Raw genomic sequence first — 21,333 nt, forward strand, 5'->3', positions numbered from 1 at the left:
AGAGGATACTCTGGTGCAGGATGTACATTTTCGCCATAACAACCTTACCACCGCTGAGGTGCGTTCCGGCCATCTGCACCACTTGCATCGGGTTAAACTGTTTTCTGCTGCTATTTGCCATATTACGCAGGGAAGTAAGGTCATTATTCAGGATGAAAATCGTCTGGTTGCAGGACCGGGTGAGCTGATTATCATCCCGGCGAATACGCCTCTGGAGATTATTAATCAGCCGGAACAGGGAGCATTTCGCTCGGATTTGTTGTTGCTATCGACGAGCATCATTACCGCGTTTAAAAATAACTGGGTCGAGGATTTCCCTCCGGCAAAATTGACGTCGCTATGTACGCCAATGAGCAACGGACTGGCTTTTATGTGGGAAAGCCTGCTGGATGCAGTACGCCAGGACTTACCTGCAAAATTGCAGGAGCATCAGGCGATGGGATTATTGCTGGCGCTACTGCATGATGGTATGGCAGGGCCTCTGCTTATCGAGCGACGGTTTAATCTTACTGAACAGGTGCGACAACTAATTATGTTATCCCCTGCTAAGCTATGGACAGCTCAGGAGATTGCTGGTCACCTGTCTATCAGTACCTCGACGTTACGCAGACGATTACAGATGGAATCGCAGAGTTACCGGCAGATAGTCGAGGAGGTGCGAATGTCCTGTGCGCTCTCTCAACTACAGTCGACCACGCTGCCGATTGGCGAAATAGCGTTACGCTGTGGCTATCTGTCAGGTTCACGATTTACTGCAAGATTTCGCCAGCATTACGGATGTCTGCCGAAACAGGTGCGATGAGGCCTCGGTACCTGTTCCTTCATATACGTTAATAAGGAGAACCGCAATGTCGAAAGTCTGCATAATCGCCTGGGTCTATGGCCGGGTTCAGGGGGTAGGATTTCGCTACACCACCCAGCATGAAGCACAACGGCTGGGGTTGACCGGCTACGCGAAGAATATGGATGACGGCAGCGTAGAGGTTGTCGCCTGTGGTGAAAGCGACCGGGTAGAACAACTGATGAAGTGGTTGAAAGCCGGGGGGCCGAGCAGCGCCAGGGTTGACCGGGTTCTTAGTGAACCACATCGTCCTGGCGACGAGCTAAAGGGATTTAGTATCCGCTATTAAATACATTTCACCGGTTTCGGCAGGCCGGCAATTTTAGTCGCCTGCTTGGCCGGACCTTTCGGGAACAGGCGGTAGAGATAACGGCTGTTGCCTTTCTCTTCGCCAAACTTGTTGGCCATTGCTTTTACCAGCATGCGGATAGCGGGGGAGGTATTAAACTCCAGATAAAACTCGCGGACAAAACGCACCACTTCCCAGTGTTCCGCGGAGAGCGTAATGCCTTCGTTTTCGGCGATTCTCTCCGCCAGCGCCTCGCTCCACAGCGTGGTATCTTTCAGATAGCCTTCGCTATCGGTACTAATTTCTTTACCTTCAAAGATCAACATAATTCGTCACTGCGTTAGTCAAACTGGCGGCAGTTTACCAAAAAAGAAAGCCCCGCATAAGCGGGGCTGGAGAATGCGTGTGGACATCTTAATCGCGGCTGGCGAAGCCCAGAATACTCAGCAGGCTGACGAAGATGTTGTACAGCGAAACATACAGGCTAACGGTGGCACGAATATAGTTGGTTTCACCGCCGCGGATGATATTGCTGGTTTCAAACAGGATTGCGCCTGAAGAAATCAGAATGAACACCGCGCTGATTGCCAGATGTAATGCTGGCAGTTGCAGGAAGATATTGGCAACCATACCAATCAACACCACTACAACACCCGCCATCAGCATACCGCCGAGGAAGGACATATCTTTACGCGTGGTCAGCACATAGGCTGAGCAGCTGAAGAAGACCAGCGCCGTACCGCCCAGCGCCATGGCGATAACATCACCCATGCCTGCGGACAGGTATGTATTCAGCATCGGTCCCAAGATGTAGCCCAGGAAGCCAGTGAAGGCAAACGCTGACAAAATACCAACCGGTTTATCTGCCGTTTTATAGGTCAGGAACATCAGACCATACATACCCACCAGCGTCAGGATAAGCCCCGGAGAAGGTAACATCAGTACGGTACTGGCGGTCGCAGTGATCGCTGAAAACGCCAGCGTCAGGCTGAGCAGGAAATAGGTATTGCGCAGCACCTTATGCGTGCTGAGTAGCGATGTACGCTCGCGCGAAGAACTAATAATACGATCCATGAGTCACTCTCTTATGACAGATGTAATTAATGATGGAGGATAATGAAATCAAGGGGAATGACACAGCGGTTTTACCCATCTTTACGCATTTTAGCCCGCCAGACTTAAGCATATTATTTCAACAAAAGTTCCCGAATTAGATGTTAGCACTGTATGTGCAAAAATGTCAGATCGCTATCTACCAGGTAACTGAAAAATATTGCGTTATTCCTGAATCTCTCTGACAGTGACATCGGTGTCTACATAAAACAGAGCAATAAGGTAAAGGGAATGATTCAACATAAATCGAAGATATTGACGTTTACGCTGTTGGCTGTCTGTTTGATGTCTATAAACGGCGCGGCGAGGGCGGCAAATGTTCCCGCAGGAACACTACTGGCAGAAAAACAGGAACTGGTCAGAAACAACGGCAGTGAGCCGGCATCTCTGGATCCGCATAAAGTTGAAAGCAACGTTGAGTTTAATTTAATCAGCGATATGTTCGACGGTCTGGTTACTGTCAAGCAGGATGGGTCTATCGAACCCCGTCTAGCCTCGTCCTGGGAGAATAAAGGCAACACTGTCTGGACCTTCCATTTACGCCCGGGCATAACCTGGTCAGATGGATCTGCTATTACCGCACAGGATGTCGTCTGGAGCTGGCAGCGTCTGGTTTCGCCGCAAACGGCTTCACCTTATGCTTCGTATCTGGGCAACATGCACGTTGCGAACGCGGTTGATATTGCCCAAGGGAAAAAAGATCCCGCTACGCTGGGAGTTAAAGCCCTGGATGATACCACGCTGGAAATTACCCTGACGCAACCGACGGCGGCGTTTCTGGCGATGCTGGCGCATCCATCTCTGGTCCCGCTGGATAAAGTGTTGATAGGTCGTTTTGGCGATAAGTGGACCCGGCCAGAGCATTTTGTCAGCAGCGGGCCGTACAAATTATCGCAGTGGGTGGTTAATGAGCGCATCGTTGCCGAGCGTAACCCACATTACTGGGACGATCGGCATACGGTTATTAATAAAGTTACTTATTTGCCTATTAGCTCAGAGTCTGCTGACGTAAATCGCTATAAGGCCGGTGAAATCGACATTGTGTATAGCGTACCGGTTAATCAGTTCGCGCAACTGAAAAAAACAATGGGGGATGAACTGCATGTCTCGCCTCAGCTTTCAACGTATTACTATCAGTTCAATACAACCCGCGCGCCGTTTAATGATCCGCGCGTGCGCCGGGCGCTGAATATGGCGTTGGATAAAGACATCATTGCGCAAAAGGTGATGGGGCAGGGGCAGCGAGCAGCGTGGGTTATCAGCCAGCCGGAAATAGGTGGGGTGAAACTGCATGCGCCGGAGTATGCGTCATGGCCGCTCGAAAAACGTATTGCTGAAGCCAAAAAACTGCTGGCTGAAGCCGGTTTTGGTCCTGAGCATCCGCTTAGCTTGAACCTGCTCTACAACACCTTCGAAACGCACCAGCGTATTGCGATTGCCGCATCGTCGATGTGGAAGAAAAACCTTGGCGTCGAGGCGAAGCTGCAAAACCAGGAATGGAAAACCATGCTGGACACTATGCACACCGGTAATTTTGACGTCGTGCGCTATGCGTGGATAGCCGACTATGATGATGCCTCAAGTTTCCTCAATATCTTCCGGACCGGTGATAGCGAGAACACCACTAAGTACAGTAACCCCGCCTTTGATGAAGCGATGCGTAATGCGGCGAAAGCAAGTTCACTGGAAGAACGCGGCAAATACTATCAGCAGGCTGAAGACCTTTTAGGTGAGGATGTGCCCGCGATTCCGGTTTACCACTATGTCCGCACGCATCTGGTGAAGCCGTGGGTGGGGGGATTTGCGCCGGATAACCGGGGAAATTACTACACCAAAGATATGTACATCAAAAAACATTAAGTGCTATAGCTGGTATTCGTGCTGAATAAATGGTCAATCTGTTGTTATTTCAGTCGATTAACAACATTTTGGCTATTTTTCAGGCAAACGAACACATTGGTGCTTTACAGGTCCGTTCGGGATGTTTATAGTGCGCCTCATTGGAAGCGTGGCCGAGCGGTTGAAGGCACCGGTCTTGAAAACCGGCGACCCGAAAGGGTTCTAGAGTTCGAATCTCTACGCTTCCGCCAAACATGAAAAGGGGTTACCGAAAGGTAACCCCTTTTTGCTTTTGAGAAAGATTTAAAACAGGGTGTCGTGAATGTCGGTGGTGCCGAAGCGCATTACATGCTCTATATTTGGCAAGTAAACTGAATAACGTAAGCAGCCATCATATTTTCCAGCCCAGCCTGAGTGAGCTATGGTAATCCCTGATATCACTTGAAATGACTGGTGTAGAAACTTCTTCAAAAACAAAGCCCTCCACATTTAGGTGTGAGGGCTTGTAATCGTTAATTGTTAAATTTACCTAAGTAGACGATAGCGGTGTTATCTGAGATGAATAATGAATAATATTCATTAGATGATACAGGTTTAATTCCTTTGTTAATCATATCTGCAAATTGATTTTTGCTTTCATTCACATCAGTATAACCATGTCGTGTTTGTGTTAATCCTTTATTGATCAATTGAAAGGACGCTAAGAATTCAGTGGCTGGGAAAACGAAGTAACCTATGAGCGGTTTGCTCTCTACTATTAGCTTTGCTCTTTCATTTATATTTAATTGACCGACAGTACCAATAGATACGATGTTTTTATGATTGGCAATATCTTGCGCAATCATGTTAAAAACAAAATCTTCGTATTCTTGTTGTGATTTCATTGTGTTGCTTAGTTGAGCACTAAAAGCAAGTGAAGCAATAACCGGTATCAATGCTGCATATTTAAAGCGTGGAGCAAAATGCATAATGGGTATAGCAATTATAACCAATATGACTGAAAATGATACTAAGGTACGGGGGAGTACCGGTGCATCCTGAAGTAATATAGTTGGCCCCATAAGAGATATAATGAATATTAAAAAAGACAATCCACTATACAAAATAAAGGATACTATACTCCCTGTGTTTGTGCGATAAGAAATGAGCATAAACACCAGGCTAATTAGTATCGGAATAGCAAAGTAAATGTAAACAGGGTGGTAAAAATATGAAAGGGTTATTGCTTTTAAAGAGGTTAATGTTCCGATTAGGTGCTCAAATCCTCCCTTATCCAAAGATATTAACTCTGAGCGCGAGTTGTGTTTTGGAGAGAAGAAAATCATGTAGATAAGATAAAATGAGATAAATAAAATTGTTTTTTTAAATAAAAATATTACCGATTCTTTGATATGTGTCTGTTTTTTTATTGCGATAATTATTACGTCAACAGCCAGCAAACCGATGAAAATATTTGCACACGGTTGATACAATGTTAAGGATAATACACCCGCTATCAACTTTATTGCTATCTCTAGTGTCAAGTTTTTATTTTGGTATGTATATGCCACTACAGCCACGAAAAAGGAAATAGACATTCCCAGGCTATCGTATCTATAAGCGATATTTTGCAGGATAAATGGGTTGAATATTAAAAGTGCGGCAACTATTTTAGCGTTAGGCACATCTGATTTAATCAAATGTTTACTAAGTGCAAGTGAAGATGCTCCTAAGAGAATGCAGGACGCGATCATGGTATAAGGAAATAAATCTAGATTGTAGTGGCCACTTGCAGAAAAAATTCTTGCTATAACATCCGCAAAAGGTCGACCTAAACCTCGCCAGCCGTAGTTTCCAGTGATCGATCTGTCTAAATCATCTCTATAATATATTCCAGCTTGAATTAGAGGGTAAATAAATAGGAGAGCCAGTCCTGAATAAATAAAAAATAATTTTTTATCGAATTTAGAAAACATGTTAAATCCCATCTTGTTTTTTAACTATGTAGCGCGGTCTTTGTTTGGTTTCAATATATATTCTACCTATGTACTCCCCGAGTACACCGATTCCAATTAACTGAATACCGCCCAGGAAAAGAATTGAAACAATAATAGATGGATATCCCGCTACCGGATTTCCCCAAAATATTTTGTCTATAATCATCCATGCGCCGAATAAGAAGGATAAAGTGGCGACAAAAAAACCAATGTAAGTCCAAATTCGGAGTGGGAACGTTGAAAAACTGGTAATACCTTCGAGTGCGAGATTCCACAATTTCCAGCCATTAAACTTTGATTTACCGGCTATGCGGCCTGCTCGAGTGTACTCCACTACGTCAGTACGACCTCCCACCCAGCTAAGAACACCCTTCATAAAGAGATTACGTTCCGGCATGAGTTTGATATTTTCTACGACATCGCGGGACATGAGTCTGAAGTCACCAACGTTCTCTTCGATCTTCGGGTCGCTTATTTTATTGTGCAATTTATAGAACCATTCAGCGGTTTTTCGCTTAAGTTTGCCATCTGTAGAACGGTCCGCACGCTTTGCCAGTACAATATCTGCACCCGATAACCATTTATTTATCATCAATGGAATTGTTTCAATTGGATCCTGTAGGTCGACATCGATTGGGATAACGGCTTCGCCAGTGGAACATTCCAGGCCTGCAAATATGGCGGCTTCTTTTCCAAAATTACGTGTGAATGAAACGGGAACAACGAGCGAATCAGATAAGGCAAGGGCATTAATAATTGATTCTGTAGCATCTTTGCTACCGTCGTTGATAAACACAATTTCAACATCGTACTTTTTTAGTTCTTCGTATCCTCGCACCGTCTTGTAGAAAATAGGTATTGTATCTTCTTCATTGAAGACTGGCACTATCAGAGAAATTTTCATTTCGGATCCCTAAAAACAACAAATTTAGAGTATACAAACCCACATACTAAGCTGATTGAGGAGAACTCAATCAGCGTTATGAGTGGGGAAATGTTAAAGCGATCGGAAATCTGACCGGAGATGAAACTCAACAACCCCATAAAACCAACAAACAGTATGTATCCTCTGCTGGTGGCTTTTGCATTGAAGGTGAATTTTGCGTTAGCAAAAAATGAAAATGTTACTGCGCATAAGAATGCCACTACATTGCTCACAGCTTGGTCATTTTTCATGATGTACACCATGATGCCGAACACGGCCCAATGCAATGCCGTGTTTACGATTCCGACGGAAATGTAGCGAGAAAGTAGTTTTATCATGATTAAAAACGCTGAACAGGAAGAAAGGGAGTTTAACATTGATGTAAAACCAGATCGACATGTTGACGCCAGTCAGCGCAGTAAGCAGAGTCATTTGGGGATGATTAAGGGGCTGTGAATGCCACAGCCACGTTATCTGTAAGAATAGGTTGCCGAAAGCCCCCGCTTTTTGCTTTATACTTTTGGCGCAAGTCAGCTGATATAAGGAGATTATGATGATAAAAGTTGGCACCTTGCTGGCGCTAAGCATTCTGTCATTGTCGGCGTACGCAGCAACGACTGGGCTAAACAGTCCAGCGCCGGGCGTATTGTGCGATAAAACCATCTGTGCCGATGAACACGGTTTGTCGGTGGCGTTGACCACGAAATATCTTGGCAAGCAGCAGGCCGAAAAACTGGCAGCTGCCGGACAGTTCGATACCTCGGCTTTTACATTTCGCGGTGGCCTGTTTTGTGACACCAACGAACGTTTGTGTCGGGATGACCGCTATTTCGGCACCGACGGTAAGCGCAGCGGTAAAATAAACACCCATTACACCATGTTACTGTTCGGAAGGGTCGACAAGCCCTGACAATCTCTGACGTGTCCCCAGCCTGTATTGCGGGGGCACTACAACACTAACTCTCAAAAATGAGAGGCCGATCCTCTGAGCAGGACTTTTGTCCTCAATCACCTCACAAACGTCTGGTTACAATCCCTGCATATCTTCAATACCCATAATTCAGGAATTGTTATGACTGCACATATTAATGCCAGGCCAGGTGATTTCGCGCCAACCGTTATTATGCCGGGCGATCCGCTCCGTGCTAAATTTATTGCCGAAAATTATCTAATGGATTACCGCGAAGTCACCAATGTACGTAATATGCTGGGTTATACCGGTTTATATTTTGGGCAACCTGTTTCGGTGATGGGACATGGAATGGGCATTCCTTCAATGACGCTTTATGCCCATGAACTGGTACATGATTTTGATGTGCAAAGAATTATTCGCGTCGGCAGTTTAGGCGCAACACAACATCATGTCAAAATGCGCGATATTATCCTGGCCGTCGCCGCCGGAACGGATTCAGTCACAAATTTAAAACGTAGCGCAGGCTATGCGATGGCAACATCCGCCTATTTCCCATTATTGCAGCAGGCGTGGACGCTGGCACAGAAAGCCGGTATTGATATTAAAGTGGGCAATGTTTTTAGCGGCGATCTTTATTACGACCCTGACGAAAATTTAATACCGGCATTGGAAAAATTCGGTGTGCTGGGTGTAGATATGGAAGTAGCAGGCTTATACGCTTTAGCGCATCAGTTTAATATTGAAGCGCTGGCTATTTTAACTGTCTCCGATCATTGCCTGACCGGAGAAGAAACAACCGCAGAAGAACGACAATTGACCTTTAACAACATGATTGAGTTGGCGCTAAATACTGCTGTTACCGCTTAGTTCCGGCTTTTAATTGAACCAATCAGAGATGGCATTATATGAAGAATAAAATAGCACTTACGCTGATTAGTTTTCTGGCAAATTTTATTATGGCAGGGTTTGCCAGTCAGTTCGGTATGCTAATCGAACCGATTGCAGTACGCTACGGCGCCGATGTGAATACCGTTGCTTCGATATTTTCGTTGCTCAATGGTGGAGCATTAGCCGGCACTATCGCCGCCTTTTTCCTGATTGAGAAAATCGGTGTGAAGCGTATGACGCTCATTATCTATTCGATAGTGTTCCTTTGCGCTCTGGTAATGCATTTAAGCCCTGGCTTATGGCCTGTGATGGTCGCCATGACCCTGGTGGGTTTTTGCGGTGGAATCGGTCTGTGCGTGGCGGGAACGATTGTGGTATCGGTCTGGCAGGATCGTATTCAAAGTACGATGCTGGTGGTGCAGGACGCCACTTTCAACGTTGCGGGCGTGGTTTTTCCGCTGATCACGACCTTCGCCCTGACGCACAATATGTCGTGGAGTTACAGCTATCTGAGCGTAGGTATGGTGGCCTTACTCACGCTGGGCGTTGTGGCGCTCACCCGCTTTACTGCCTGCGAGACGGCGCCCACGGCAGATCGGACAGATAAGGTAAAATCGGAGTGGAATCCAGGGATCATCAGCGGAGGCATTGGCCTGTTCTTAGGTATGCTGGCGCTGTACACCTTCCTGACCTGGGCACCATTATTTGTGAAGAACAAATTTGGCATTCCCTTTGAAGAAGCAGGAAATATTATTACGCAATACTGGGGCGCTGCGCTGGTCGGGGCATTAGTATCAACCGTCATTGTTTCTCGGGTGAAGATACATTATTTCTTGCTAAGTATTATTCTGCTGGCTAGCATCATTACCACAATTATCGTCACGAAGGATAATATCTCTGGGCTTGATTATCTGGCATACAGTTACGGGTTTGTCTGTGCTGCGCTGTATAACTCATTTATTGCCTATGGTGTTTCTTTCGTGAAGCGTGCGAGCAGTCAGAACGTTTCTTATATTTTAATTAGCGGCAGTGCCGGGGCCATGTTTAGTCCGGCGATCAGCGCGCTCATGGAAAAAACAATGGGATTGCAGAAAATTATGTACGCGATACCGGTGTTGTATTTAATTATCTTTGTCATGTTGATGGTGACATTAAAACTCAAACGTAATTAAAAGCACTGATAACACTTACCTCTTTAATTAAATAGCCAGTCGCCACACCATTTATATGGTGGGGCGATACTCAACCTTACTCAAAGGAATTGAAAAATGCTGAAGAACAATAAGTTAATGATTAAAAAAACAATCCTGGGTGCAGTAGTGGCAATGAGCTGTATGCAAGCATTCGCGGCTGACTATACTGATGGCAACATCCGTAAAAATGATTTTAACTGGATGCAGATGAACTTAATGCAAAGTGTGGACGCGAAAGTGCCATATGGTATTCGCAATGACACCTATCTGGAACTGGAGTTTGGTGCACGCTCTGGCATTATCGATCTGTACGGTTATGTGGATTTCTTTGATATTTTGGATCGCGAACAGGACGATCGTCATGGGGGGGATAACTTCTTTGCCAAGATATCTCCGCGTTTTTCCCTGGACGCCATTTTTAATAAAGATTTATCCGTTGGGCCGTTTAACGAATTCTATATTGCAACGGTAAATAACATTGGCGATCGGGAATTATTTGAACATTACGTTGGCCTGGGTACAGATGTGAAGGTCCCGTGGTTTGGTCTGGTGGGAATGAACATCTATGCGCACTATGTTCGTGAAAACTACGGTGCGGATAACGAAGGAAAGTGGGATGGCTATATGTTCTCGACTAACTGGTCGACGCCATTCTATACCTTTGCCAACGGCAGTTATCTGAACTATCAGGGGTACTTTGACTACCAGTTCGCCGCGAATAAGATTGCTAATCAACCGTTATACAGCAATAACGCAATTGAATGGTATAACGGTATCTACTGGCATTCAGAGCATTATGCAGTCGGTTATGGCCTGAAGTATTTCCGTAACATGGCATTGATGGAAAACCACGGCGGAGCAGGGCGTACCACCGGGCTCGGTCACTATTTCAGCCTCACCTATAAGTTCTGATTGCGCCGAAATGACACACCAATGTTCTGTTAACGAGAGTTGGTGTGTCAGTCAATGATGTCATTGCCGAGAAATTTACGCAGCCCATCCAGATCCTTAATTTCCAGTCCTTGCTTCGTTCGCGTTACCAGCCCGGCATCCGTCAGCGCTTTAACCGCCCGCCGATAGACCCGGTCGGTTGTGCCGAATCGCTCAGCTTCCTGGTATTTTTTATGGAAACCATCCATCGGCTGCTTGTTCTGATGCTGGCGATACAGGTCATACGCCACGTTATGTACGATAGGGTAGAGCATCCGGTGCAGGAAGATTTCCAGCATATCCTGATAATCAATCGCCATTGCACTGGCAAAAAATATCGCCAGTCTGGGGTGCTGATTCAGCGCTTCTTCCAGACGGTCACAGCTGCACACCGCTACGGTCAATGGTTCTTCCGCGACGATATCTAGCTGGCAGTGATACCCGGTAAAAAACTCCATTTCACCAAAAAGCTGCTCGTCGCATTCCATGGCGCCCAACTGGAATCGGCGGCCATTCTCCGCGCTGTAACGCAGCGAAATTCTTCCGGATTGCACCATGATCAGTCGATCGACAACCTGTCCCTGGCGGTATAGATACTCATCTTCCTTGATAATCTGCGTTTCAGAGAGCAGTTCCTGAAATATCTTCTCAATCAAGGCATCATCCTGCTGCCAGATGTTGTGAAAACGACCTTTCGTGAGGGGTTTAAGCTGCATGACTCAACGTCTTATTGTTTAAGATAATTCTTATCTCAGACTGTATGCCATCTGCTGGGCAATGTCATTAAGAGCGCGGGGCGGATAATAAAAGGACCAGCACTATGCTGGTCCTGACACACTACGGATGGCTGATAAAGCGAGACAGGCGCTGGCGCAGCAGGCGGTTTTCCTGGCGTAACTGAGCGTTCTCCTCCAGCAACGTCAGCGCAACGGCAATCCCTGGCCAGTCAAGTTCCAGCTCCTGACGCAGACGCACCGCGCGACGCATTACTGTCAGCGCATGATCATCAAACGTCTTGTCTTCATGGGGTTCTATCACCCCTAAGCCGACAATCTCATGCAGTTCTTCTTCTGATACACCGGTGTACAGACAAAATTCGGTAATGGTAAAAGTGACGGTAATGTTAGCCATTATGCTTTCCCCCACTCTTTGCGCGGATCAAAGGTCTTTTGTGCATCCGCCAGTTGTTGCCACAGGGCGGCACTGGCGTCGTCAGGTTTCGGTGGCATGACGATCTTGAACACCGCATACAAATCGCCGGTATGTTTTTTACTTACCAGACCCTTGCCCTTAATGCGGAGTCGCTGGCCGGCCTGACTGCCTGCAGGAATGGTCAGCAGGATGCTCTCTTTCAGCGTCGGAACGGTTACTTTCGCACCCAGCGCAGCTTCCCACGGCGCGAGGGGAACGACAACTTCCAGATCCTGATTAACGATATCGAACAGCGGATGCGGTGCAATATGAATCACCAGCCACAAATCACCGTTCGGCCCACCGTTTTCGCCGGGGGTGCCCTGGCCTTTCAGACGGATACGCTGACCGTTACCGACGCCAGCCGGAATTTTCACATTCAGCGTTTTAGGAATTTCTCGTTCTACCATGCCAAACGCATTATAGACTGGCAGGTTGTAACTGATAGTGCGGCTATGTTCAGTAAGCGTTTCTTCGAGGAATACGGCAACTTCAATTTCGATATCGTGCCCGCGGCTGGCAGGACGCTGGCGCGACTGGTGCGCACGCTGGCCAAAAATGGAGGAGAAGATATCGTCGAAATCTTCGGCGCTGTAGCTTTGATTCTCTCCTTGCTGGAATTGACGGCTGAACTGTGGGTCGTTGCGGTGCTGCCACAGCTGGTCGTACTCGGCGCGTCGCTGCTCATCACTCAATACTTCCCAGGCTTCTGCAACCTCTTTAAACCGGGCCTCCGCGTCAGTCTCTTTGCTGACATCTGGATGATATTTACGGGCGAGTCGACGATAGGCGGTCTTGATTGTCTTGAGATCGTCTGTCGGTTTCACGCCCATAATGGCGTAATAATCCTTTAATTCCATAGCGTTCTCTCGTGTAAATCAACACTTGCAGAAGGTGAAACCTGACAACAGGTATCACCGCTACTTTTAGGGTAATCCTGATAACGGCGTATGCCAACCGGGAAGGGAGGATATTGCGATAAACGATGCAGGCATTGCACCACCAACAGCGCAGTTGAGGTTACGTCATCTGTTGTGTGGTGCGAAAAATGAGATTAGCTAAACATCAGGATTTGCTTATCAGGAAGCGGACCGTATCAGCATAGTTTTGCACGAATGCATTAAGGTCATCTGACTTCAGTCCTTTTGGATTGATCATATATTTTCCGTTGATAAAAATGGCGGGCACACCGGTTAAATCAACTGCCTTCGCCATTTCTTGCTGCTTAGCGGTCAGTGATTTCACGGCAAAGCTATTCCATGCCGCATCATAATCACTGGCGCTGACGCCCGCGCTGATAAATACGTTACGAATATCCTCCGCTGTTTTAACGGTTTGTTTTTTCTGAACGGCATCAAAAAGCAACGGCTTAACTTTATCTTGTACGTTCAACAGCATGGCGACGGACCAGGCGTGGGTCATGTCTTGCCCCAGCGGACCTAAAAAGTCGACGTGGTATTCGGTGAGTTTGACATCTGCAGGCAATACTTTTTTCACGTTATCAGTGATTTCAAAAACTTCATCGTACTGATAACAGGAAGGGCAATAGAATGAGAAAAACTTCAGTGCGGCTGGAGCGGAAGCGACAGGTTTTTCCAGTGAGATATACTCTTTGCCGTCGGTAAATGATGCTGCCTGAGCGCTAACTGTAAAAAGTAACCCAATCAGGGGTAATAAATATCTTTTCATTTCCATATACTCTAAATAACATTTAATAAACAAATTATCTGCTAATGAATACGTTATTCATTGCGTCTGAATATAATAAGGTAATTCTCTGGAAATGCGCTGACCCTTACTTTCATTTACGCATCAGTACGTGGTGGGCATTATTTGTGTACTGTCATGGAAATATCTACATGCACTCTTCGTAAATAGTGAATGATAACTTGCGTGATATTTTCAGGCGTACTTTTAGCAATGTTATAGTGTAATAAAAAAAGACGAAAATATGATTAATTATCATTTCGTTTTTAAAGCGTGAATTGCAGGTTGTTGCGTTAAGTTCTGCAAATAACTCCGTAGATTTTCTTTTTCTTGTCGCGCGTGAATGTATAGGGTAAGTGTCAGAGATGAGCAACCCAAATGGATATCGCTATGATCGACCACCTGGATCACCTGGTACTAACCACCAATCATGAAGAGGCTTGCGTTCGTTTCTATGTCGAGCTTTTAGGCATGAGGCTGGAAACCTTCGCGCAAGGTCGGAAAGCCTTTGTCTTTGGCAATCAGAAAATCAATCTCCACATTCGGGGAAAAGAGTTTGAACCCAAAGCCTACGCGCCAACGCCGGGGGCGCTGGATTTATGTTTTATCACCACGCGTACGCTGGAAGAGGTGATGGAGACGTTTCAAACCCACGGGGTCGAGATTATTGAAGGGCCCGTTGCACGTACCGGTGCGACAGGACCTATTCGCTCGGTGTATGTCAGGGATCCCGATCTCAATCTGATTGAAATCGCGGTATATCCAGCAGATGGCAGGATATAACTTTACAGCGTAAAGGTTGCCAAAACCTGGCGAGTGGTTAAGATAACTCGCATCAATGAGTGAGGGTATAATGGCGAAACGTCAACGGATGGGATGGTGGTTCCTCTGTCTGGCATGTGTTGTGGTGATGGTTTGCACCGCACAACGCATGGCGGGCCTGCACGCGTTGCAGATGGACACCGCCGTTACAAGCGTTGTCGCCAGCGCACAAGTGCAGACCGATGAGGCCTCACCCGTTACCCCTTGTGAACTGAGTGCGAAATCATTACTGGCTGCGCCACCAGTACTGTTTGAAGGTGCTATTCTGGTGCTGTGCCTGCTGCTGTCGTTGCTGGCGCCAGTGCGGGCGTTTCGTCTACCTTTTTTCCCACCGCGAGCCATCTCGCCGCCCACTCTCCGGGTGCATCTCCGATTTTGCGTCTTCCGTGAATGACAGAACAGCCGTTGCTGACTGTTAGATAATTATTCACGGAGAAAAACTATGATGACTGTTTTCAGGCAGGCACTGCTCTGTCTGTTATTGCTATGGCTGCCCGTATCCTGGGCGGCTGAACCCGGCTGGCTGCGTTCACCCGATAACGATCACGCCAGCGTGCGGTTACGCGCTGATACGTCCGCTGGCGGTGAAACCCGTCTGCTGCTGGATGTCAAACTGGAGGACGGCTGGAAAACCTACTGGCGTTCTCCGGGCGAGGGGGGCGTTGCGCCTGCTATCGCCTGGAAAGGGGAAATGCCCGCGGTCGACTGGTTCTGGCCAACCCCTGCTCGTTTTGAGGTCGCCAATATCACTACCCAAGGGTATCACGATAAGGTGACGTTCCCGATGGTGGTGCGCGGCAGATCGCCCGCCACGCTTAGCGGCGTTTTGACGCTATCCACCTGTAGCAACGTTTGCCTGTTGACGGATTTTCCTTTTTCCGTGATGCCCACAGCCCAGGACCCGACTTTTGCACATGACTATGCTCAGGCGATGGGACAGATCCCACTTGCCAGCGGCCTGACCGATGCTCTGAGCGCTGGCGCACGGGCGGGAGAGTTAGTCGTCGAGGCTCGCCGTGCGGGAGGCTGGACTGAACCAGGGCTGTATCTGGATGCTGTTGATGATGCGGATTTTGGCATGCCGCAAATTCATGTTGAGGGGGAGACGTTACGCGCTACGGTACCTGTACATGACGGTTGGGGAGAAGGCGCGCCGGATCTGCGTGGTAAGTCAGTCACGCTGGTGCTGGCCGATAACGGTGTTGCCCAGGAGAGTCGTCTTGCGATTGGCGAAGCCCCGGTTGTTGAGAACGCCTCACTCCCACTGTGGCAAGTGGTGCTCATGGCACTGCTGGGTGGTTTGATCCTCAATCTGATGCCTTGTGTGTTACCGGTTCTGGGCATGAAGCTGGGCTCTATTTTGCTGGTCGAGGAAAAAAGTCGTCGCCAGATCCGTCGTCAGTTCCTCGCATCGGTAGCCGGAATACTGGTCTCGTTTATGGCTCTGGCGCTATTGATGACGGTGCTGCGTTTAACCAATCAGGCCCTTGGCTGGGGGATCCAGTTTCAGAATCCGTGGTTCATTGGTGTCATGGTGCTAGTGATGCTGACGTTCAGCGCCAGCCTGTTCGGGTGGTTTGAATTCCGACTCCCTTCTGCGATGACCACCACGCTGGCGACTCACGGCGGCAACGGACTGTCGGGACATTTCTGGCAAGGTGCATTTGCGACACTGCTTGCCACGCCGTGCAGTGCCCCGTTTCTGGGAACGGCGGTGGCGGTAGCATTGACCGCTTCGCTGCCGACGTTGTGGGGATTGTTTATCGCACTTGGGCTGGGGATGAGCTTACCGTGGCTGCTGGTGGTCCTGCGTCCCGGTCTGGCGCTGCGTTTGCCGCGGCCAGGGCGGTGGATGAATATTTTGCGACGTCTGCTTGGCGTGATGATGCTGGGTTCGGCTATTTGGCTTGCGACGTTGCTGCTCCCACACTTAGGGTTTAGCGGACAAAGTAGCGCTAAAGAAAGCGTGAACTGGCAACCGCTAAGCGAGCAGGCGATTGAGGATGCGCTGGCGCAACATAAGCGCGTGTTCATTGACGTCACAGCCGACTGGTGCATCACCTGTAAGGTAAACAAATACAACGTGTTGCATAAAGAAGACGTACAGGCCGCATTGCAACAGCCGGATGTGGTGGCGCTGCGCGGCGACTGGACACTCCCTTCTGAAGCTATTACCGAATTTCTAAAAAAACGCGGCCAGGTTGCTGTGCCGTATAACCAAATTTATGGCCCCGGTCTGCCGGATGGCAAGGCGTTACCCACGTTGTTAACCCGCGATGCGGTACTGCAAACGTTGAATGATGCCAAAGGAGTAACCCCATGAAAATGATGATTGTTCTGCTGTTAACCCTGTTTTCTGCCGTCAGTATCGCGAAAGAGCCTGCGCCGTTTACCCCGGAACAGGAAAAGCAAATTGAAGCATTAATTCAGGAAGCCTTGTTTAACGATCCCAACAGCCCGCGGATTGGCGCGAAGCAGGCGAAACTGACCCTGATAAACTTCACCGATTACAACTGCCCATACTGCAAGCAGTTGGATCCAATGCTGGAAAAAATTGTGCAGAAATACCCTGACGTGGCGGTAGTGATTAAACCGCTGCCGTTTAAAGGTGAAAGTTCGGAACTGGCGGCGCGGACCGTACTGACGACATGGCATGAGCATCCGCAACAGTCCCTGGCATTACATGAAAAATTGATGCAGAAGAAGGGCTACCATACCGACGTCAGTATCAAACAGGCGCAGGAAAAAGCGGGGGCCAGTCCGGTGACGCTGGACGCCCAAAGTGCTGAAACGCTGAGCACTAACCTGCAACTGGCGCGACTGGTGGGGGTGCAGGGAACCCCGGCAACGATTATTGGTGATGAACTTATTCCCGGCGCGGTACCGTGGGAAACCCTTGAGGAAGTGGTAAAAGAAAAACTGGCGGCGGCCAATGCTCAGTAAACTGCGCCGCTGGTTGCGCGAAGGGCTGATCTTACTGGCGCTGTTGGCGGGGGCAATGCTGCTGATGGATGCCTGGCGCGCGCCGCAGCTCCCTGCCTCCTTTGACAGCACGCCTTTACAAACACTGGATGGTGAAACCGTTACGCTGGCGGCGCTCAGCAAAGACGAGCCGGTGTTGCTTTATTTCTGGGCGAGCTGGTGCGGCGTATGCCGCTTCACGACGCCGGAAGTCGCCAGGCTGCGTTCGGAAGGGGAAAATGTGATGACCATTGCGTTACGTTCCGGAAATGAAGCTGAGGTATCTCGCTGGCTGTCGCGTAAAGGCGTGGACTTTCCGGTCATCAATGATGCGAACGGGGCCATTTCCCGCAGTTGGGCAATCAGCGTCACGCCCACGCTGGTGGTGATGTCACAAGGTCGGGTAGTATCAACCACCAGCGGCTGGACCAGCTACTGGGGCATGAAACTTCGGTTGTGGTGGGCGAAAACGTTCTGATAAATGTGCCGGGGAAACCCGGCATTTTTTATGGCGTCGCCCTCCCCAGGAAGGCATATTTCGTTGCCTGACGAAGCAAACACAGTGATTAACGTCCAGAATCAGTCATCTTCTCTTTTCCAGGAAAGTGCAACATGACGAGTTCTTTAGCGTTTGGACCCGCCCTGGTGGTGATGATTGCCGCCACATTTGTCCTCGCCGGGATGGTGAAAGGCGTTACGGGTATGGGGTTACCTACCGTGGCTATGGGGATCCTCGGATCGCTTATTTCGCCAGTTGCCGCGGCGGCCATGCTGTTATTGCCTTCGCTGATAAGCAATTTGTTCCAGTTTGGCGGTGGTGGAAATACACGCCAATTACTCAAACGACTGTGGCCAATGCTGCTGGCAGTAGTGGTGGCGACACTGCTTGCCAGCGCCTGGATTACCGGTGGTGACACCACCCGAACTCAGTTTGCACTCGGCGTAGCGCTGGTGGCCTACGCTATCTGGACGCTGGCGGGAAAGAAAATCGCGGTGGCCCCGCAGCGTGAAAAACCGTACTCCCTCGTTATTGGATTTGTGACCGGCTTATTGACCGGCGGAACCGGGGTGTTTGTGATGCCCGCCGTGCCCTGGATCCAGTCCCTCGGCTTTGAGAAAGATGAACTGGTGCAGGCGCTCGGGATCTCTTTTACCTTTTCGACCCTGGCATTGGCGCTGGGTCTGTGGTGGCACAACGCGCTGCCCATACAATCGTTAAGTTTGTCGGCTTTGGCCATTGTTCCTGCGCTGATTGGCCAATGGATAGGTACCCGTGTGCGAAGGGTTATTTCTCCGCTCGTGTTTAAACGCTGTTTTCTGTTTTGTCTGGTCGGGTTGGGTACAGAGATGATGCTGCGTGCTGTGTGACCGGTGCGGTGACTTTGCGCGACTTTCATGGCATCGTTAATTCAGAGATTCAGGGCCAATGAGGTCGTTATGGCATCCGTGATGTTACATGAAGAAGAGGGCGATCTGGAGTCGAAAATGGCACTCACTGCGGCAGTGATGGCCGATAAATCGCGCTCACGTATGTTGTGCGCCCTAATGGATGGCTGCGCCTGGACTGCAACTGAGCTCAGCGCGGTGGCGGATATATCCGCGTCGACCGCCAGCGCGCATCTGGCGCGTCTGTGCGAACAACGTTTTGTTGTCGCGTTGGCGCAGGGCAGACATCGTTATTTTCGCCTTGCAGGTTCCGATATCGCTGAACTGCTGGAACGCCTGATGGGCGTTGCGTGGGCGACATCAACGCCCCGCAGAATCACTACACCGCCAGGTTTGCGGCATGCCCGCACCTGCTACGACCATCTCGCCGGAGAGGTCGCGGTGAGGTTGTTCGATACGCTAGTTTCCCGTCAGTGGTTAACGCCGGATGGTGAAACGCTGACTCCTCTTGGCCAGGAAAAGCTGGCACAGATGGGGATTGTCCTGGCGGCTGGCTCATCCCGGCGGAAGTTAACCTGTGGTTGTCTGGACTGGAGCGAACGACGTTATCATCCTGGTGGTGTGCTTGGAGCAACGCTGCTGCGCTGGTTCAGTGAACAGCGATGGATAAAAACCGAACAGGGCAGCCGCCATGTCATCTTCACACCTCTTGGCATTCGTAAACTCGAAACCGAGTTTGGTGTTAAAACGACACGCTAGATGGTCTGTTTTGCGAAAGCGTTCCCGGAAATATGTCATATTTCTGTCACACTCTGTTGTGATTGATAACAACAAGAGGTCGTAGGGATGAATAAATCGTTAATCGCCACAGTCGTGGCAGGGGCTGTCTTATTGTCAACCGCCGCGCAGGCGCAGACCGCGCCGGAAGGCTATCAGCTTCAGCAAGTATTGATGATGAGTCGGCATAACTTACGCGCACCTTTAGCCAATAATGGCAGCGTTCTTGAACAGTCCACCCCCAAACAATGGCCAGAATGGGATGTCCCCGGTGGGCAACTCACTACCAAGGGCGGTGTGCTGGAAATCTATATGGGCCACTACATGCGAGAGTGGCTGGCAGAGCAGGGGATGGTGAAATCGGGCGAATGCCCGGCACCGAACACGGTCTATACCTATGCTAACAGCCTGCAGCGTACGGTCGCCACGGCGCAGTTCTTTGTTACCGGTGCTTTCCCTGGTTGCGATGTTCCGGTCCATCATCAGGAAAAAATGGGCACCATGGATCCCACCTTTAACCCGGTGATCACCGATGATTCCGCCGCCTTCAGCCAGCAGGCCGTTCAGGCCATGGAGAAAGAGCGCAGCAAAATGCAGCTCAACGATAGCTATCAGTTGCTTGAGCAAATGACCGACTACAAAGACTCTCCGTCCTGCAAAGAAAAACAGCAGTGTTCCCTGACCGATGCCAAAGATACGTTTAGCGCGAAGTACCAGCAGGAGCCAGGCGTTTCGGGGCCGCTGAAGGTGGGAAATTCGCTGGTTGATGCCTTCACGCTGCAATTTTACGAAGGCTTCCCGATGGACAAGGTTGCCTGGGGCGAGATTAAATCGGATCAGCAGTGGAAGGTTCTGTCGAAGCTGAAAAACGGCTATCAGGATAGCCTGTTCACCTCCCCGGAAGTGGCGCAGAACGTCGCCAAACCACTGGTGAAATATATTGATAATGCGCTGGTTACTGAACGCGCGAAAGCACCGAAAATAACCGTGCTGGTGGGGCATGATTCAAATATCGCTTCGTTGCTCACCGCGCTGGATTTTAAACCGTACCAGCTTCACGATCAGAACGAGCGTACGCCGATTGGCGGGAAGATTGTCTTCCAGCGCTGGCATGACAGCAATGCAAATCGTGATCTGATGAAAATCGAGTATGTGTATCAGAGCTCGCAGCAGTTGCGTAATGCAGACGTTCTGACGCTGAAATCTCCGGCGCAGCGCGTAACGCTGGAGCTGAAAGGATGTCCGATAGATGCAGATGGTTTTTGCCCGATAGATAAGTTTGATAGCGTGCTGAATGAGGCGGCTAAGTAAAAGAAAACTCCCCCGTGTTCGCGGGGGAGTCAGCGCGCTAGACGTTTTTGCGTTCGATAGTCTGTTCACCCCAAAAGAGCGAATCTTTGTCTGTTTTTTCAAAGGCTTTGATGAGTACTTCATCGCTACCTTCTTCCCAAATTTTTTCCGCCAGTTTCTCGTCATAATGTGCGACTTCAAAAATGGCTTCGGCTATTTCCGGCGATGTATTGCGCAGACTTGCCCATTCGCCGACGCGATGGGCTTTCGCTTCTTGAGTTGGCATTCGAAT

General features: G+C 49.0%; 25 protein-coding genes and 1 tRNA gene. 16 read left to right on the forward strand and 10 right to left on the reverse strand.

What is annotated here, in order from left to right; all coding sequences use genetic code 11:
- Positions 1–13: 13 nt before the first annotated feature.
- Positions 14–802, forward strand: coding sequence for an AraC family transcriptional regulator (locus tag OGY33_RS18575; RefSeq protein ID WP_191238650.1), 789 nt, complete (start codon positions 14–16; stop codon positions 800–802).
- A 46-nt stretch (positions 803–848) separates the two neighbouring features.
- Positions 849–1,130: an acylphosphatase gene (gene yccX, locus OGY33_RS18580; RefSeq protein WP_020996508.1), complete on the forward strand. Its 282-nt coding sequence runs from the start codon at positions 849–851 to the stop codon at positions 1,128–1,130.
- Here yccX and tusE read toward each other — a convergent pair.
- Positions 1,127–1,456 carry a sulfurtransferase TusE gene (gene tusE / locus OGY33_RS18585; RefSeq protein WP_008784296.1) on the reverse strand — a complete coding sequence of 110 codons (330 nt, stop codon included), beginning with the start codon at positions 1,454–1,456 and terminating at the stop codon, positions 1,127–1,129. The two genes, yccX and tusE, sit on opposite strands and share 4 nt — an antisense overlap.
- 88 nt (positions 1,457–1,544) lie before the next feature.
- Entirely contained in the window at positions 1,545–2,204 is a 660-nt protein-coding gene (gene yccA, locus OGY33_RS18590; RefSeq protein ID WP_008784297.1) for an FtsH protease modulator YccA, read from the reverse strand.
- Positions 2,205–2,474: 270 nt separating this feature from the next.
- Here yccA and OGY33_RS18595 point away from each other — a divergent pair, with 270 nt between their 5' ends.
- Positions 2,475–4,103: an ABC transporter substrate-binding protein gene (locus OGY33_RS18595; RefSeq protein WP_191238649.1), complete on the forward strand. Its 1,629-nt coding sequence runs from the start codon at positions 2,475–2,477 to the stop codon at positions 4,101–4,103.
- Between the two features lie 142 nt (positions 4,104–4,245).
- Positions 4,246–4,333, forward strand: a tRNA-Ser gene (locus OGY33_RS18600).
- Between the two features lie 261 nt (positions 4,334–4,594).
- On the opposite strand, the gene OGY33_RS18605 is transcribed toward OGY33_RS18600, so the two are convergent.
- From OGY33_RS18605 to OGY33_RS18615, 3 genes are read right to left on the reverse strand one after another with little or no spacing between them, the layout of a single operon-like run.
- Positions 4,595–6,037 (reverse strand): glucosyltransferase domain-containing protein, encoded by a 1,443-nt coding sequence (locus OGY33_RS18605; protein ID WP_191238648.1) that lies wholly within the window; start codon positions 6,035–6,037, stop codon positions 4,595–4,597.
- 1 nt (position 6,038) lies between these two features.
- Positions 6,039–6,962 (reverse strand): glycosyltransferase family 2 protein, encoded by a 924-nt coding sequence (locus OGY33_RS18610; protein ID WP_048214496.1) that lies wholly within the window; start codon positions 6,960–6,962, stop codon positions 6,039–6,041.
- A complete protein-coding gene (locus OGY33_RS18615; RefSeq protein ID WP_048214495.1) occupies positions 6,959–7,321 on the reverse strand; it encodes a GtrA family protein in 363 nt (120 codons plus the stop codon). Before OGY33_RS18615 ends, OGY33_RS18610 begins: the two co-directional genes overlap by 4 nt.
- Positions 7,322–7,533: 212 nt before the next feature.
- Between OGY33_RS18615 and OGY33_RS18620 the strand changes: the two genes are divergently transcribed.
- From OGY33_RS18620 to OGY33_RS18635, 4 genes are all read left to right on the forward strand, one after another.
- Positions 7,534–7,893, forward strand: a complete 360-nt coding sequence (locus OGY33_RS18620; protein WP_128317617.1) for a YcgJ family protein — start codon at positions 7,534–7,536, stop codon at positions 7,891–7,893.
- Positions 7,894–8,055: 162 nt separating this feature from the next.
- Positions 8,056–8,763, forward strand: a complete 708-nt coding sequence (gene deoD, locus OGY33_RS18625; protein ID WP_191238647.1) for a purine-nucleoside phosphorylase — start codon at positions 8,056–8,058, stop codon at positions 8,761–8,763.
- A gap of 38 nt (positions 8,764–8,801) precedes the next feature.
- On the forward strand, positions 8,802–9,956 hold the full coding sequence (gene tsgA / locus OGY33_RS18630) for an MFS transporter TsgA (protein ID WP_032942923.1): 1,155 nt from the start codon (positions 8,802–8,804) through the stop codon (positions 9,954–9,956).
- Between the two features lie 96 nt (positions 9,957–10,052).
- Positions 10,053–10,889, forward strand: a complete 837-nt coding sequence (locus OGY33_RS18635; protein ID WP_008784309.1) for a nucleoside-specific channel-forming Tsx family protein — start codon at positions 10,053–10,055, stop codon at positions 10,887–10,889.
- 47 nt (positions 10,890–10,936) lie between these two features.
- Here the strand turns inward: OGY33_RS18635 and OGY33_RS18640 are convergent, their stop codons facing one another.
- From OGY33_RS18640 to dsbA, 4 genes are all read right to left on the reverse strand, one after another.
- On the reverse strand, positions 10,937–11,623 hold the full coding sequence (locus OGY33_RS18640; RefSeq protein WP_191238646.1) for a Crp/Fnr family transcriptional regulator: 687 nt from the start codon (positions 11,621–11,623) through the stop codon (positions 10,937–10,939).
- Between the two features lie 121 nt (positions 11,624–11,744).
- Positions 11,745–12,038, reverse strand: coding sequence for a chaperone modulator CbpM (cbpM, locus tag OGY33_RS18645; RefSeq protein WP_191238645.1), 294 nt, complete (start codon positions 12,036–12,038; stop codon positions 11,745–11,747).
- Positions 12,038–12,958 (reverse strand): curved DNA-binding protein, encoded by a 921-nt coding sequence (cbpA, locus tag OGY33_RS18650; RefSeq protein WP_191238644.1) that lies wholly within the window; start codon positions 12,956–12,958, stop codon positions 12,038–12,040. The genes cbpM and cbpA overlap by 1 nt, the downstream gene beginning before the upstream one ends.
- A gap of 205 nt (positions 12,959–13,163) precedes the next feature.
- Positions 13,164–13,787, reverse strand: a complete 624-nt coding sequence (gene dsbA, locus OGY33_RS18655) for a thiol:disulfide interchange protein DsbA (RefSeq protein ID WP_048227053.1) — start codon at positions 13,785–13,787, stop codon at positions 13,164–13,166.
- A gap of 396 nt (positions 13,788–14,183) precedes the next feature.
- Between dsbA and OGY33_RS18660 the strand changes: the two genes are divergently transcribed.
- The 8 genes from OGY33_RS18660 to agp all read left to right on the forward strand — a co-directional run bounded on the left by OGY33_RS18660 (position 14,184) and on the right by agp (position 21,062).
- On the forward strand, positions 14,184–14,588 hold the full coding sequence (locus OGY33_RS18660) for a VOC family protein (RefSeq protein WP_191238643.1): 405 nt from the start codon (positions 14,184–14,186) through the stop codon (positions 14,586–14,588).
- A 70-nt stretch (positions 14,589–14,658) separates the two neighbouring features.
- Positions 14,659–15,021 carry a hypothetical protein gene (locus tag OGY33_RS18665; protein ID WP_008784315.1) on the forward strand — a complete coding sequence of 121 codons (363 nt, stop codon included), beginning with the start codon at positions 14,659–14,661 and terminating at the stop codon, positions 15,019–15,021.
- Positions 15,022–15,069: 48 nt separating this feature from the next.
- Positions 15,070–16,950, forward strand: a complete 1,881-nt coding sequence (locus OGY33_RS18670) for a protein-disulfide reductase DsbD family protein (protein ID WP_191238642.1) — start codon at positions 15,070–15,072, stop codon at positions 16,948–16,950.
- Positions 16,947–17,570, forward strand: coding sequence for a DsbA family protein (locus OGY33_RS18675; protein ID WP_008784317.1), 624 nt, complete (start codon positions 16,947–16,949; stop codon positions 17,568–17,570). Before OGY33_RS18670 ends, OGY33_RS18675 begins: the two co-directional genes overlap by 4 nt.
- The gene (locus OGY33_RS18680) at positions 17,560–18,066 is read left to right on the forward strand and encodes a protein disulfide oxidoreductase (RefSeq protein WP_048214488.1); all 507 of its coding nucleotides are present in this window, start codon (positions 17,560–17,562) and stop codon (positions 18,064–18,066) included. The genes OGY33_RS18675 and OGY33_RS18680 overlap by 11 nt, the downstream gene beginning before the upstream one ends.
- A gap of 134 nt (positions 18,067–18,200) precedes the next feature.
- Entirely contained in the window at positions 18,201–18,956 is a 756-nt protein-coding gene (locus OGY33_RS18685; RefSeq protein ID WP_191238641.1) for a sulfite exporter TauE/SafE family protein, read from the forward strand.
- A 69-nt stretch (positions 18,957–19,025) separates the two neighbouring features.
- On the forward strand, positions 19,026–19,733 hold the full coding sequence (locus OGY33_RS18690) for an ArsR/SmtB family transcription factor (protein WP_071444950.1): 708 nt from the start codon (positions 19,026–19,028) through the stop codon (positions 19,731–19,733).
- 87 nt (positions 19,734–19,820) lie between these two features.
- A complete protein-coding gene (gene agp, locus OGY33_RS18695; protein ID WP_191238640.1) occupies positions 19,821–21,062 on the forward strand; it encodes a bifunctional glucose-1-phosphatase/inositol phosphatase in 1,242 nt (413 codons plus the stop codon).
- Between the two features lie 37 nt (positions 21,063–21,099).
- Here the strand turns inward: agp and OGY33_RS18700 are convergent, their stop codons facing one another.
- Entirely contained in the window at positions 21,100–21,327 is a 228-nt protein-coding gene (locus OGY33_RS18700) for a YccJ family protein (RefSeq protein WP_003036015.1), read from the reverse strand.
- Between the last annotated feature and the right edge of the window lie 6 nt (positions 21,328–21,333).

The sequence above is a fragment of the Citrobacter sp. Cpo032 genome, from assembly GCF_030332975.1.
Taxonomy (GTDB): domain Bacteria; phylum Pseudomonadota; class Gammaproteobacteria; order Enterobacterales; family Enterobacteriaceae; genus Citrobacter; species Citrobacter portucalensis.

What these genes read in the sequence shown, in the direction of transcription:
- yccX (WP_020996508.1), top strand. Translation starts at nt 849, where the DNA reads ATGTCGAAAGTCTGCATAATCGCCTGGGTCTATGGCCGGGTTCAGGGG.
- tusE (WP_008784296.1), bottom strand. Translation starts at nt 1,456, where the DNA reads ATGTTGATCTTTGAAGGTAAAGAAATTAGTACCGATAGCGAAGGCTAT.
- yccA (WP_008784297.1), bottom strand. Translation starts at nt 2,204, where the DNA reads ATGGATCGTATTATTAGTTCTTCGCGCGAGCGTACATCGCTACTCAGC.
- OGY33_RS18595 (WP_191238649.1), top strand. Translation starts at nt 2,475, where the DNA reads ATGATTCAACATAAATCGAAGATATTGACGTTTACGCTGTTGGCTGTC.
- OGY33_RS18605 (WP_191238648.1), bottom strand. Translation starts at nt 6,037, where the DNA reads ATGTTTTCTAAATTCGATAAAAAATTATTTTTTATTTATTCAGGACTG.
- OGY33_RS18610 (WP_048214496.1), bottom strand. Translation starts at nt 6,962, where the DNA reads ATGAAAATTTCTCTGATAGTGCCAGTCTTCAATGAAGAAGATACAATA.
- OGY33_RS18615 (WP_048214495.1), bottom strand. Translation starts at nt 7,321, where the DNA reads ATGATAAAACTACTTTCTCGCTACATTTCCGTCGGAATCGTAAACACG.
- OGY33_RS18620 (WP_128317617.1), top strand. Translation starts at nt 7,534, where the DNA reads ATGATGATAAAAGTTGGCACCTTGCTGGCGCTAAGCATTCTGTCATTG.
- deoD (WP_191238647.1), top strand. Translation starts at nt 8,056, where the DNA reads ATGACTGCACATATTAATGCCAGGCCAGGTGATTTCGCGCCAACCGTT.
- tsgA (WP_032942923.1), top strand. Translation starts at nt 8,802, where the DNA reads ATGAAGAATAAAATAGCACTTACGCTGATTAGTTTTCTGGCAAATTTT.
- OGY33_RS18635 (WP_008784309.1), top strand. Translation starts at nt 10,053, where the DNA reads ATGCTGAAGAACAATAAGTTAATGATTAAAAAAACAATCCTGGGTGCA.
- OGY33_RS18640 (WP_191238646.1), bottom strand. Translation starts at nt 11,623, where the DNA reads ATGCAGCTTAAACCCCTCACGAAAGGTCGTTTTCACAACATCTGGCAG.
- cbpM (WP_191238645.1), bottom strand. Translation starts at nt 12,038, where the DNA reads ATGGCTAACATTACCGTCACTTTTACCATTACCGAATTTTGTCTGTAC.
- cbpA (WP_191238644.1), bottom strand. Translation starts at nt 12,958, where the DNA reads ATGGAATTAAAGGATTATTACGCCATTATGGGCGTGAAACCGACAGAC.
- dsbA (WP_048227053.1), bottom strand. Translation starts at nt 13,787, where the DNA reads ATGAAAAGATATTTATTACCCCTGATTGGGTTACTTTTTACAGTTAGC.
- OGY33_RS18660 (WP_191238643.1), top strand. Translation starts at nt 14,184, where the DNA reads ATGGATATCGCTATGATCGACCACCTGGATCACCTGGTACTAACCACC.
- OGY33_RS18665 (WP_008784315.1), top strand. Translation starts at nt 14,659, where the DNA reads ATGGCGAAACGTCAACGGATGGGATGGTGGTTCCTCTGTCTGGCATGT.
- OGY33_RS18670 (WP_191238642.1), top strand. Translation starts at nt 15,070, where the DNA reads ATGATGACTGTTTTCAGGCAGGCACTGCTCTGTCTGTTATTGCTATGG.
- OGY33_RS18675 (WP_008784317.1), top strand. Translation starts at nt 16,947, where the DNA reads ATGAAAATGATGATTGTTCTGCTGTTAACCCTGTTTTCTGCCGTCAGT.
- OGY33_RS18680 (WP_048214488.1), top strand. Translation starts at nt 17,560, where the DNA reads ATGCTCAGTAAACTGCGCCGCTGGTTGCGCGAAGGGCTGATCTTACTG.
- OGY33_RS18685 (WP_191238641.1), top strand. Translation starts at nt 18,201, where the DNA reads ATGACGAGTTCTTTAGCGTTTGGACCCGCCCTGGTGGTGATGATTGCC.
- OGY33_RS18690 (WP_071444950.1), top strand. Translation starts at nt 19,026, where the DNA reads ATGGCATCCGTGATGTTACATGAAGAAGAGGGCGATCTGGAGTCGAAA.
- agp (WP_191238640.1), top strand. Translation starts at nt 19,821, where the DNA reads ATGAATAAATCGTTAATCGCCACAGTCGTGGCAGGGGCTGTCTTATTG.
- OGY33_RS18700 (WP_003036015.1), bottom strand. Translation starts at nt 21,327, where the DNA reads ATGCCAACTCAAGAAGCGAAAGCCCATCGCGTCGGCGAATGGGCAAGT.